Source organism: Kitasatospora sp. NPDC059795, assembly GCF_042732175.1.
Taxonomy (GTDB): domain Bacteria; phylum Actinomycetota; class Actinomycetes; order Streptomycetales; family Streptomycetaceae; genus Kitasatospora.
Genome location: NZ_JBHWID010000009.1, coordinates 75,635 through 88,497, shown reverse-complemented (window position 1 = coordinate 88,497; position 12,863 = coordinate 75,635). Strand labels below are relative to the sequence as shown.

Annotated in this window: 8 protein-coding genes; 7 read left to right on the top strand and 1 reads right to left on the bottom strand. The window is 74.3% G+C overall.

The annotated features are described in order from the left end of the window. The first annotated feature begins 31 nt into the window (after window positions 1–31). Window positions 32–1,324, top strand: a complete 1,293-nt coding sequence (locus ACFV4P_RS19750) for an MFS transporter (protein WP_380472768.1) — start codon at window positions 32–34, stop codon at window positions 1,322–1,324. A gap of 66 nt (window positions 1,325–1,390) precedes the next feature. Next, window positions 1,391–2,098 carry a hypothetical protein gene (locus ACFV4P_RS19745; RefSeq protein WP_380472765.1) on the top strand — a complete coding sequence of 236 codons (708 nt, stop codon included), beginning with the start codon at window positions 1,391–1,393 and terminating at the stop codon, window positions 2,096–2,098. Between the two features lie 7 nt (window positions 2,099–2,105). On the opposite strand, the gene ACFV4P_RS19740 is transcribed toward ACFV4P_RS19745, so the two are convergent. Then, window positions 2,106–3,542: a CCA tRNA nucleotidyltransferase gene (locus tag ACFV4P_RS19740; protein ID WP_380473172.1), complete on the bottom strand. Its 1,437-nt coding sequence runs from the start codon at window positions 3,540–3,542 to the stop codon at window positions 2,106–2,108. Between the two features lie 265 nt (window positions 3,543–3,807). On the opposite strand from ACFV4P_RS19740, the gene ACFV4P_RS19735 reads away from it, so the two are divergent. The 5 genes from ACFV4P_RS19735 (at window position 3,808) to ACFV4P_RS19715 (ending at window position 12,735) form a co-directional block, all read left to right on the top strand. Further along, entirely contained in the window at window positions 3,808–6,282 is a 2,475-nt protein-coding gene (locus tag ACFV4P_RS19735) for a DUF6049 family protein (RefSeq protein ID WP_380472763.1), read from the top strand. Window positions 6,283–6,330: 48 nt separating this feature from the next. After that, the gene (gene murJ / locus ACFV4P_RS19730; protein ID WP_380472760.1) at window positions 6,331–8,739 is read left to right on the top strand and encodes a murein biosynthesis integral membrane protein MurJ; all 2,409 of its coding nucleotides are present in this window, start codon (window positions 6,331–6,333) and stop codon (window positions 8,737–8,739) included. A 290-nt stretch (window positions 8,740–9,029) separates the two neighbouring features. Continuing rightward, window positions 9,030–11,012 carry a serine/threonine protein kinase gene (locus ACFV4P_RS19725; RefSeq protein ID WP_380472757.1) on the top strand — a complete coding sequence of 661 codons (1,983 nt, stop codon included), beginning with the start codon at window positions 9,030–9,032 and terminating at the stop codon, window positions 11,010–11,012. A 116-nt stretch (window positions 11,013–11,128) separates the two neighbouring features. Then, window positions 11,129–11,866 (top strand): RNA polymerase sigma factor SigM, encoded by a 738-nt coding sequence (gene sigM / locus ACFV4P_RS19720; RefSeq protein WP_380472754.1) that lies wholly within the window; start codon window positions 11,129–11,131, stop codon window positions 11,864–11,866. Continuing rightward, entirely contained in the window at window positions 11,863–12,735 is an 873-nt protein-coding gene (locus ACFV4P_RS19715; protein WP_380472752.1) for an anti-sigma factor family protein, read from the top strand. Before sigM ends, ACFV4P_RS19715 begins: the two co-directional genes overlap by 4 nt. Window positions 12,736–12,863 lie beyond the last annotated feature (128 nt).

Here is a 12,863-nt window from a genome sequence, read left to right as displayed (position 1 = left end):
AACGCCGTCGGCCTCGTGGCACCCTTGGCGGGTGATCACCGAACGGCCCCCGCGAGAGGCCACCCTGCGCGGTCTGCTGCACGGCGCCGGTTTCCGCCGCCTGCTGACGGTGCGCCTGCTCTCGCAGCTGTCGGACGGGGTGTTCCAGGCCTCGCTGGCCAGCTACGCGATCTTCTCCCCGGAGCACCAGTCCTCCCCCGCGGACATCGCGGTGGCGCTGGCGGTGGTGACCCTGCCGTTCTCGGTGGTCGGCCCGTTCTCCGGAGTGCTGCTGGACCGCTGGCGGCGCCGGCAGGTGCTGCTGATGGGCAATCTGGCCCGGTTCGGGCTCTGCCTGGCCGCAGTGACCCTGATCCTGGGCGGGGCGCCGCGCTGGTCGTTCTACACGGCTGCGCTGCTGATGATGGCGCTCAACCGGTTCATCCTGTCGGGGCTGTCCGCGTCGCTGCCCCGGGTGGTGGCCCCGGCCGACCTGGTCACGGCCAACGCCGTCTCGCCGACGCTGGGCACGGTCGCGGCGGCCGGCGGCGCCGGTCTCGGCTTCCTGGTGGGCATGGCGGTGCCGTCCGGCTCGGGCGCGGAGGCCGTGACGGTCCTGCTCTCCGCGCTGCTGTACCTGTCCGCGGCGCTGGCCGCGCAGTGGATCGGGCCGGACGAACTGGGCCCCGCGCACCGGGCCGCACTCCCCTCGCTGCGCGAGGCGTTGGCCACCGCCTGGCACGACCTGCGGGCCGGCCTGCGGCACCTGGTGCGGGACTGCCGTCCGGCCGCCCACGCGCTGGCCGCCGTCACCCTGGCGCGGTTCTGCTACGGCATGTTGACCGTCATGGTGCTGATGCTCTCCCGCTACACCTTCAACAGCGCCGAGGACACCGCGGGCGGCCTGGCCACCCTGGGCCTGGCGGTCGCGATGTCCGCGGCGGGCTTCGGGCTGGCCGCGGTGATCAGCCCGTGGTGCACCCGCCGGCTCGGCCTGGCCGGGTGGATGACGGTGTGTCTGGCGGGCGCGGCGGTGTTCGTCCCGGCGCTCGGACTGCCGTTCCGGGAAGGGCCCGCGATGATCGCCGCGCTGCTGCTGGGCGTGGTCACCCAGGGCACCAAGATCTGCGCCGACACGCTGGTGCAGGAGTCGGTCGAGGACGAGTTCCGCGGCCGGGTGTTCGCGATCTACGACGTCCTGGTGAACGTCGCCTTCGTCGGTGCCGCCGGAGCAGCGGCGCTGGTCCTGCCCCTGAACGGCCGTTCGGCGCCGGTCGTGCTGGCCCTGTCGGCGCTGTACGCGCTCGGCGCGCTGCTGTACTTCCGCGCGGCACGCCGTACCTGACGGGGCAATGGCCGCTAGGGTACGTGGGCGCACGGCACCGTCTTCGTCGCCATTGGGGGGAACACAATGAGCACGCCGCCACCGCCCGGCCCCTACGGCCAGCCCGGCCCGTACGGCCAGCAGCCTCCCCCGCCGTACGGCCAGCAGCCTCCCCCGCCGTACGGCCAGCAGCCTCCCCCGCCGTACGGCCAGCCCTCCGGCTACGGCCAACCCGCCCCGGCGTACGGCCAGCCCTCCGGCTACGCCCAGCCCGCCCCGGCATACGGCCAGCCCCCGGCCTACGGCGAGCAGCCGCCCGCGTACGGCCAGCCTCCCGCCCCCGGGCAGGAGACCCCGTACGGCCAGCAGCCCGCGTACGGCCAACCGCCTTCGGGGGACGGCCAGTTGCCCGCCTGGGGGCAGCAGCCGCCGCCCCCCAAGCCGCTCAGCCGGCGCTCCAAGATCCGCAGCGTGACCGTCGGCCTGGGGCTGATCGCCGTCGGCATCGGCGCCCTGCTGGGCTTCCGCGCGCTGACCGGCGGGAGCGACAAGGGCGCGAACGTCGGCGAATGCCTGACCGCCGACCACAAGACGGTGACCTGCAGCGCGGCGGACGCCCACTGGAAGGTCGTGGGGCGTCACACCGGCCTCATCAGCACGTACAACTGTGCCAATGAGCACCCGGGGACGACGGCCTACGACAGCCAGTACCGGTCCAAGAAGAAGACGGTCAAGTACCGGCTGTGCATCGGCCCGCTGAACGGCGTCCCCGCGCCCGCGCCCACGAAGCACTGAGCGGACGTCAGTCCTGCGGCTGCGCCGCCCACCACTCGCGCAGCGCGGCGACGGCCGCCTCGTGCTCCATCGGGCCGTGCTCCAGGCGCAGTTCGAGCATGTGCTTGTAGGCCCGGCCGACCGCCGGGCCGGGGCGCAGGCCCAGCAGCTGCATGATCTCGTTGCCGTCCAGCGCGGGCCGGATCGCGTCCAGTTCCTCCTGCGTCTGGAGGACGGCGATCCGCTCCTCCAGCGAGTCGTAGGTGCGGGCCAGCGCGGCGGCCTTGCGCTTGTTGCGGGTGGTGCAGTCGGAGCGGGTCAGCTTGTGCAGGCGGGTCAGCAGCGGTCCGGCGTCGGTGACGTAGCGGCGCACCGCGGAGTCGGTCCACTCGCCGCCGCCGTAGCCGTGGAAGCGCAGGTGCAGCTCGACCAGCTTGGACACCTCGGCGACCAGCTCGTTCGAGTACTTGAGCTCGCGCATCCGCTTGCGGGTCATCTTGGCGCCCACCATCTCGTGGTGGTGGAAGGAGACCCGGCCGTCGGACTCGAAGCGGCGGGTGCGCGGCTTGCCGATGTCGTGCAGCAGCGCGGCGAGCCGCAGCACCAGGTCGGGGCCCTCGGTCTCCAGCGCGATGGCCTGCTCCAGGACGGTCAGCGAGTGCTCGTAGACGTCCTTGTGGCGGTGGTGCTCGTCGCTCTCCAGGCGCAGCGCCGGGAGTTCGGGCAGCACGTGGTCGGCGAGGCCGGTCTCGACCAGCAGCCGCAGGCCCTTGACCGGGTGCTCGGCGAGCAGCAGCTTGTTGAGCTCGGCCTGGACGCGTTCGGCGGAGACGATGGTGATCCGCTCGGCCATCGCGGTCATCGCGGCGACCACCTCGGGCGCCGGCTCGAAGTCGAGCTGGGCGGCGAAGCGGGCGGCCCGCATCATCCGCAGCGGGTCGTCGGAGAAGGACTCCTCGGGGGTGGCGGGGGTGCGCAGCACCTGGGCCTCCAGGTCGTCCAGGCCGCGGTGCGGGTCGACGAAGCCGCGGCCGGGCAGGTCGACGGCCATCGCGTTGACGGTGAAGTCGCGCCGTACGAGGTCCTGCTCGATCGAGTCGCCGTAGCTGACCTCGGGCTTGCGGGAGCTGCGGTCGTAGGCCTCGCTGCGGTAGGTGGTGATCTCGATGAGGAACGAGCCCTCGGGAGTGTCCTTGCGCGCGCCGACGGTGCCGAAGGCGATGCCGACGTCCCAGACCGCGTCGGCCCAGCCCTTGACCAGCTTGAGGATCTGCTGCGGGCGGGCGTCGGTGGTGAAGTCGAGGTCGTTGCCGAGCCTGCCGAGCAGGGCGTCCCGGACCGAGCCGCCGACCAGCGAGAGCCGGTGGCCGGCGTCCTGGAAGCGGCCGGCGATCTCGTCGGCGACCGGGGAGACCCGCAGCAGCTCCTGCAGGCCGAGGGTCTGCGCCTCGGTCAGTCCGGGCAGGGCGACCCGGTCGGCGGAGCTGGAATGATTGGTGCTGGACGCATTGGCAGTGGACACGGCTCACAAGGGTACGTGCCCGCCCTGCCCCGCCGCTTTCCCGTTTCCGTTCGCCCCACCGCTCCTCAGCTTCCGGCCCGCAACACTGCGGGCCGCACAGCGTCGTTACCATGCCGGGTGAACGCTCCGTGTCGGAGGCCGCCGGGGTCGGGCGGGGCCGCGTCGGTGCGTGGGGCGATCGAGACGATCAGGAACGGCGAGGACGCGCGTGGACGAGCGGACCGGGCGGGGCGCGGCAGGGGCCGGGCGCCGCGGACGGTGGACGGGCCTGCTGGCCAGGAGCACCGCCGCCCTGCTGGCAGGTGGGCTGGTCGGGGCCTTCGCGGCCGCCCCTGCGGCGGCCGGGCCGGGCACTCTGGTGACTGCGGCGGGCGAGTACCCGGCGGCGGTGCAGATCGACACGGTGCAGGTCGGCACCGGCGCGCCGAGAATCGCGCACGAGAACGACACCGTGACGATCACCGGCAAGGTCACCAACTCCGGTTCGGAGAAGCTGAAGTCGCCGAAGGTCATGGTGCGGGTGCCGTCCGCGGGCAAGCCGATGCTGGCCACCCGCAGCGACATCGACCTGATGGGCTCCTGGAACACGCCGAGCACCAAGGACGGCACCGCGCTGGAGAGCCCCACCCAGGAGGTCGGCGACCTCGACCCGGGGCAGAGCAAGGACTTCACCCTGCCGGTGCCGGTGTCCGCACTGGGCGCCAAGGAGACCGGCAGCTACGAGCTCGCGGTGGACCTCTGGGGCAGCACCGCCAACGAGGCGGCGCACCCGCTGGGCATCGCCCGCACCTACCTGCCGTTCCAGGGCCGCACCAACGCCCAGCCCTCCAAGGTCTCGGTGGTCTGGCCACTGACCCACGCGCCGGTGCTGGTCGCGCAGACCATGCCGGACCAGGACCAGACGCCGGTGCTGCGCGACGACAGCCTGGTCGGCGAGCTGACCGGTGACGGCCGGCTGAACAAGCTGGTCGAGCTCGGCGCCACCATGCCGGGCCTGACCTGGGCGATCGACCCGGACCTGCTGGACACCGTGCTCGCGATGACCAAGCCGTACCGGGTGCAGAAGCCCGGCACCTCCGGCGAGTCCGCACGCGAGGACAACACCGTGCCCGGCACCGGCCGCGACGCGGCGACCGCCTGGCTGACGAACCTGCGGAAGGCGGTCGCGGCGCAGCCGGACTCCGAGGTGGTGTCACTGCCGTACGCCGACCCGGACCTCGCCTCGATCGCGCACAACGGCGCCCACCTGAACGGCATGGACGCCGCGCTGCGCAAGGCGATGACGGCCGGGCAGGTCACCACCGAGGCCCGCCTGCCGGTGGACGCCCGCTCGGACGTCGCCTGGCCGTACCGCGGTCTGCTGGACCAGCGGACCGCCTCGGTGGCCGGCGCGGCGGGCGGCCGGCTGGTGCTGGTCAACGGCGCGTCGATGCCGGAGTCCGACAAGCTGACGTACACGCCGAACGCGGCCCGTCCGATCGGCAACGGGCAGACCGCGGTGGTCTCCGACGCCGTGCTCGCCTCGCTGTTCCAGGGCGACCTGAGCAGCCCGCACGACCGCACCATGGCCCAGCAGCGGTTCCTGGCCGAGACCCTGGCGATCGCCCACCAGGAGCCGGAGCACCCGCGCGGCGTGCTGGTGCTGCCGTCCCGGTCGCTGACCGTCGGCACCGCGCAGGCGCTGCACGACTCGATGCAGGCGGCCACCGGCAACGGCGGCCCGGTCGCCCCGGTCTCGCTGCAGAAGGTCGCCGACCTGCCCGCCGACCCGAACGCCAACACCAACGTCCCGAACGACTACCCGGGCGACGCCACCGGCGCCGAGCTGTCCGCCGCGGAGATCAGCGCCACCATGGGCCTCCAGGACGGCGTGGACCAGCTGATGATGATCCTCACCCAGCCGGAGCGGGTGCGCGGGCCGTTCAGCGCGGCCATGGTGCGCTCGATGTCCACCAGCTGGCGCGACCAGCAGAAGGCCGGCGTCGCCTACCGGGCCGGGGTGCAGCACTACCTGGACAACCTGAAGTCGGCCGTCCGGGTGCCGAAGAAGAGCACCGTGACGCTGCCCGGCGACAACGCGACGCTGCTGATCAGCGTGAAGAACGACCTCACCCAGGCCGTCGGCAACCTGGAACTGCGGGTCACCTCGATCCAGCCGAACCGCCTCAACGTCGGCGAGAACCAGCCCGTGGTGCTGGACGCCACCACCGCCCGCACCTTCCGCTTCCCCGCCGAGGCGCAGGTCAACGGCCAGGTCCAGGTGACCGCGGAGCTGTGGACCACCGGCCCGAACCCGCAGCGCTACGGCGAACCGGTGGAGTTCACCGTCGACGTCACCTCGGTGGCCAGCGGCGTGACGTACGTGATCGCCGGCGGCACCGCGCTGATGATCCTCGCCGGCATCCGGTTCTACCTGCAGCGCAAGAAGCGCCGCGCGGCCGGCGAGATCGACGAGGACCCGGACCGTCCGCTGTCGGACGGCGACGGCGGCACCGACGGCAGCGACGACAGCGACGGCGACGGCCCGGACGGCGACGACCGGAACGGCGGCGAGGACGGCGGCAAGGACAACGGCAAGGACAACGGCAAGGGCGGCGACGACGGGAAGCCGGCCGACGCGGACCCCCCGTCCGACCGCGATGTCAGCGATCGGGTCGCCGGTGATGAGAAGGTGGATCACTAGCGCCTCACCCCCCGGGCGCACGTCCCCCCTCTGACGTGGATTGGTGGCATGAACGAGCGGAGCGAGCGAGCAACACAGGACCAGGGCGGAGGTAGGCCCCAGGACCGCGCCGCCGCCGCAGGCCCCGCCGCCGACTGGTACGTCGCCGACACCTACGCCCGTGACCCGTACGCCGCCGAGGCGTACGGGGGCACGGACCCGTACGGCGAGGTCGACCTGCCGGGCGCCGTCCCGGACGCCGCGGGCGCCCAGGACGCCCCGGACGGCACGGCGGCGGTGCCCGGCCAGTCCAGCCGCGACGCCGAGGACACCCTGCAGCTGACCGCGCCGGCCCCGCGCTGGGCGTCGATCGCCGCCGAGGTGGCCGCGGAGGCCGCCGAACCGGCCGGGTCGCGCCGGGACGCCGAGGCCGCCGAGTACGTCGGCGTGGAGACCCTGCTGGCGGCCCCGGAGCAGGCCCCGCCGGCCGCGCCGCCGGTGCCCCCCGCGCCGGCCGCCACACCCGCCCCGGAGGCTCCACAGGCCGCTCCGGAGGACGCCGGGGAGGACGCCGGGCCCGCCGAGGCCCCCGGCCCCGAGCCGGCCCCCGCCGCGGGCGAACGCCACCCGTACGTGCCGCCGATCGAGTTCGACCCGCCGCTGTCCGAGGAGGAGGCGGTGATGCGGGCCGACGCGGCCGTACTGGAGGCCAACGCCGCCGCCGCACCGATCACCCCGGCCGCCCCGACCGCCGAACCCGCCCAGGCCCCGGCCCCGGCCCCGGCCTCGGCCCCGTCCCCGGAGGGGCCGACCGGCGGTGGCGGCGCCGGCCGGGTCACCGGACTGCTCAACTCCAGCGCCATCATGGCGGCCGGCACCCTGGTCTCCCGCGGCACCGGCTTCCTGCGCACCATGGTGATCGCCGCCGCGATCGGCGTGGCCTCGATGGGCGACTCGTACAACGCCGCCAACACGCTGCCCACCCTGCTGTACATCCTGATCGGCGGCGGCGCGCTGAACGCGGTGTTCGTCCCGCAGCTGGTCCGCAGCATGAAGAACGACGAGGACGGCGGCACCGCCTACGCGAACCGGCTGCTCACCCTGGTGGTGACCGGCCTGGCTGGCGTGGTGTTCGTCGCGGTGCTGGCCGCGCCGGTGCTGGTGCAGCTGATCTCGCACGCGCTGATGCGCGACCAGCAGAGCGCCGAGACCACCGTCGCCCTGGCCCGGTACTGCCTGCCGACCATCTTCTTCATGGGCGTGCACGTGGTGATGGGCCAGATCCTCAACGCCCGCGGCCGGTTCGGCGCGATGATGTGGACGCCGGTCCTGAACAACCTCGTGGTGATCTTCACCTTCGCGATGTACATCGGCGTGTACGGCACCTTCCAGCACACCGGGGTCACCCCGCAGGGCATCTCCCCCGAGGGCGTCCGGCTGCTCGGCATCGGCACCATGCTGGGCCTGGCGGTGCAGGCGCTGTCGATGATCCCGTACCTGCGGTCGGCGGGCTTCTCGTTCCGGCCGCGCTTCGACTGGCGCGGCCACGGACTGGGCAAGGCCGCCCGGCTCGCCAAGTGGACCTTCCTGTTCGTGCTGGCCAACCAGGCGGGCTTCCTGGTCGTGACCCAGCTGGCCACCGCCTCCGGCAAGGCCGCCGAACACGACGGCCACCTCGGCGTCGGCCTGGCCGCGTACTCCAACGCCCTGCTGATCTGGCAGCTGCCGATGGCCGTCATCACCGTCTCGGTGATGAGCGCGGTACTCCCCCGGCTGTCCCGGGCGGCCGCCGACCAGGACGCCGGGGCGGTCCGCGACGACCTCTCCTACGGCCTGCGCACCTCGGCGGTGGCGATCGTTCCGGCGGCGTTCCTGTTCCTGTCGCTGGGCCCGGTGATCGGCTCCTCGATCTACGGCCTGGGCAACGGCGGCGCGGCCGCGCACGGCACCACCGCGGTCGGCTTCATGCTCTCCGCCTTCGCCCTCGGCCTGATCCCGTACTCGGTGCAGTACGTGCTGCTGCGCGGCTTCTACGCGTACGAGGACACCCGCACGCCGTTCTCCAACACCGTCTGGGTGGCCCTCACCCAGGCCGGCGCCGCGGTGCTGTGCTGGCTGGTGCTGCCCGCGCAGTGGGCGGTGACCGGCATGGCGCTGGGCTACGGCCTGTCCTACGCGGTGGGCGTGGCCGTCGCACTGCCGAAGCTGAAGGCGCGGATCGGCGGCCTGGACACCGCCCGGATCACCAAGACCTACGTCCGGCTGGCGATCGCCTCGCTGCCGGCCGCCGTGGTCGGCCTGGTGATCGAGGTGTTCGCGCTGCAGGCGCTGGACGGCTGGGGCTGGCTCGGCAACGTCCTGACGCTGGCGGCGGCGGCCGTCGTCCAGCTCGCGGTGTTCCTGCTGCTGGCCCGCCGGATGCGCATAGAAGAACTCAACGCGCTCACCGGAATGGTCCGACGGCGGCTCGGCCGCTGACCGGAGCGCCGGTCACGGGTTGACGACACGTCAACCGGAGTGCCGACGATCCGTCGGTGACTCAGTCCCCCTACGGTGGGCCGGAGTCGGGGCGAACCCCCGAATCCGGCCCATTCGTCTGCCGTTCGCCCGGAAGTGGGTAAGGGGGCAACCCCTCGGCACTCTCAGCGGTCGTACCAGGGTGCCGGGAGTGGGCACAATTGACCTTGCAGCACGGCCGACCACTCCGGCAGCGGCTCGTCGACCGTCCCGGCCCGTACCGGGACGACACAAGGGGAGGCAGGACCACGGTGGCTGACGGCACCAAGGCGATCGTCGACACGTCCGAGACGGACGGGGCGGCGACCGAGGCCGCGCCCGGAACCTCGCAGCGCGACACCGGACCCGACCGCGGCCCCGCCGCGAAGGGCGCCGCCGACGGCGCGGTGAAGAGCACCGCGAACGGCTCCCCGAAGAGCGCGCCCAAGGGCGCCTCGAAGACCGGGACGAAGGACACCCCGGCCACCCCGCCGCGGCCCTCCGCCGCCACGCCCGCGAGCGAGGAACCGCGACCGCCCGCCGACGCCACCGCCCCGCTCTCCGCACAGGAGATCGACGCCGAACTGTCCGCCCAGGGCAACCGCCCCGAACGCCCCTCCCGCAGTCGCGGCGTGCGCCGCCCGCTGCCCCCGGTCGAACCCTCCGAGCCCGCCCCGGCCACCAGCACCGAGACCCTGGACGCCGACACCGCCACACTGCCCGCCGTGCTGCCCGCCCCGCAGCGGCACAGCGGCGACAAGATCGGCGCCCGCTACCGGCTGGAGGAGTGCATCTCCGAGTCGGACACCTTCACCAGCTGGCGCGCCGTCGACGAGAAGCTCCGCCGCGCCGTCGGCGTCCACCTGCTCTCGGCCGGCCACCGCCGCGCCAAGTCGGTGCTCACCGCCTCCCGCAGCGCCGCCCTGCTCGGCGACCCCCGCTTCGTCCAGGTGCTGGACGCGGTGCAGGAGGGCGAACTGGTCTACGTGGTCCGCGAATGGCTGCCCGGCGCCCGCGACCTCGCCGAACTGCTGGCCGACGGCCCGCTGGAGCCGTACGACGCCTACCAGATGGTCCGCCAGGTCACCGACGCCATCGCCGCCGCCCACCAGCGCGGCCAGGCCCACCTGCGGCTCACCCCCAAGTGCGTGCTGCGCACCGACGGCGGCCAGTACCGGATCAACGGCATCGCGGTGGACGCCGCCCTGCGCGGCCTGCCGACCGAGGACGCCGAACTGACCGACGTCCGTGCGATCGGCGCTCTGCTGTACGCCTCGCTCACCCACCGCTGGCCGTACCCGGAGGACCGCTACGACCTCCAGGGGCTCCCCAAGGACCTCGGCTGCGTCCCGCCGGACCAGGTCCGGGCCGGCGTCCACAAGGGCCTGGCGGAGCTCGCGGCCCGGATCCTGTGCGAGCACAAGGAACCGATCACCACCCCCGCCGAACTGGCCGCGGCGATCGCCGAACTGCCGAAGATCCGCCCGCCGGAGCAGCCCGCCCCGCCCGCGCTGCGCGCCCTGCCCACCTCCCGGCCGCCGCGCTACTCCGCCGCCGCGCCCACCCAGACGATCCCCGTCGCCGAGCCCGCGCCCGCCCCGGCCGCCCCCCGGCCCGCCCCGCGCCGACGCCGCCGCGGCCTGCGCCGGGCGCTCAAGTGGACCGCCTCGCTGGTGGCGCTGTCCGCCGTCACCGTCGGCTCCTGGCAAGCGGTGGATCACTACAACAAGCAGGGCGGGACACCCTCCAACCACAGCGCGCCCGCCCCCGACCCGACCGGCAAGGCCCCCGTCACCACCGGCGAGAAGCTCGCCATCACCTCGATCTCCCCGTTCAACGCGTTCGGCGAGACCAAGGACGAGCACCCCGGCGAGATCCCCTACGCCACCGACGGCAACCCGACGACCGCCTGGACCACCCAGCGCTACAACGACCAGTTCGGCACCTACCGGCCCGGCACCGGCCTGCTGATCGACCTCGGCTCGGCCCGCCCCGTCAGCTCGGTGGACGTCCAGTTCATCGGCGACACCAAGGTCGAGCTGAAGGCCGCCCCGGCCGGCGCCACCACCGCGCCCACCACCGACGAGAGCGGCTACCGGACCCTCACCACGATCGCCACCGGCTCCGGCAGCAAGGTCACCCTGAAGCCCACCGCACCGGTCAACACCCGGTACCTGCTGGTCTGGCTCACCGCCGTGCCCAGCACCGACGAGGGCTACCGCGGCAAGATCGCCGAGATCCAGGTCAACGGCTGAACCACGGAGAGGCCGCGCCTCTTGATCCGCCCCGACTCTTGATCCGCCCCGGCGGATCCCCAACGATGGTGACCCACGGCCGCCGGAGCGACGGCCGGACCGCAAGGAGGGGGCGGATGGCCGAGGAGCCCACCGACGCCGAACTGCTCGCCCGGCACACGGCGGGCGACCCGGACGCCTTCGGGCTGCTGGTGCACCGCCACCGCGACCGCCTCTGGGCGGTCGCGGTGCGCACCCTCGGCGACCGCGAGGAGGCCGCCGACGCGCTCCAGGACGCCCTGGTCTCCGCGTTCCGCGCCGCGGCCGGCTTCCAGGGCCGCTCGGCGGTCACCACCTGGCTGCACCGGATCGTGGTCAACGCCTGCCTGGACCGCGCCCGCCGCGGCGCCGTCCGCCGGGCCGACTCGCTCGACCAGCACCCCGGCGGCCCGGCCGACACCGCGCTCGGCACCAGCGAGGGCGCGGAGAGCCACGCGGTGCGCGCCGAGACCCGCCGCGAGGTGGCCGACGCCCTGGCCGCGCTGCCCGCCGACCAGCGGGCCGCCCTGGTGCTGGTCGACATGCAGGGCTACCCGGTCGCCGAGGCCGCCGAGGTGCTCGGCGTCCCGGTCGGCACCGTGAAGAGCCGCTGCGCCCGCGGCCGGGCCCGCCTGCTGCCACTGCTGCGCCACCTCGGCCCGGGCGATGTTCCACGTGGAACATCCGGCCCGCGGGAGGCCGGCTCACCGGATTCCGCCACCGGTGTTCCACGTGGAACACCGCCCGCGCCCCGGTCCGGGAACCCGCACCGGCCCTCCCCCGTCCCACCCACGGATCCCGCCACCGCGCTGGAAGGAGATGCGACCCCGCGATGACGCCGCACCCGCCTTCCGAGCACCCCGAGCTGGACGCCCTGGCCGATCTCGCCGAGGACCTGCTGCCGTCCGAGCAGGCCGAGCCGCTCCACCGCCACCTGGCCGCCTGCCCGTCCTGCGCCGAGGACTACGCCGCGCTGTGCGGCCTCCCGGAGCTGCTGGCGGACGTCCCCGCCCCGCCGATGCCGCAGGAGGTCGCCGACCGGCTGACCGCCGCACTGGCCGCCGAATCCGCCGCCCGCGCCCAGACCCGCGCCGAGGACCCGCCGAAGCCCGCCGCGGCCCCGTCCCGCCCGTCCGGCCCGACCGCCCCGCCGCGCACCGACGCTCCGGCCGGCGCCCCGCGCGCCGCCACCGGCCCGGGACGCCCCGCCCGCCCCCGCCGTCGCCGCCGCACCGCGGGCCTGCTGCTCGGCACCGCCGCCGTGGCCCTCGCCGCCACCCTGGGCGGGCTGCTGATCGCCCGGAACCAGCCCACCGGCGTCTCCACGACTGCCACCGGCAACGGCCCCGTCGACGCGGCCGCCGGCGGCAGCTCGCACCCCCACCCGAACGCCGCCGGCGGGCAGCTGCCGGAGTTCACCGCCGACCGACTCCCGGCCCAGATCCGCGAACTACTGGCCGCCAAGCCCGCCGCCGGACTCTCCCCCGCCGACCCGGGCAGCGACACCCCGGCCTGCGTGCTGGCCGCCGCCGGACACCCGGCCGACCCACCGCTGACCACCGGGCAGGGGACCTACCGGGGCCGCCCGGTGCTGGCCCTGGTGTTCCGCCCCCCGGGCGGCAGCGGACCGCTCGACGTCTACCTCGCCACCCCGGACTGCCCCGGATCGACGATCCTGCTGCACAGCACCGTCCCGGCCCCCTGATTCCTCACCGTTCCCAGCCACCCACGCCCGGACCGCGGGTGGCTGGTGCGGTCGGGCCTGGGAATGCGGGAGACTGGTAAGCCGTTGTCCGGGGCGGTGGAACATCCGCCCTCCTCCGCGCAAGCGGG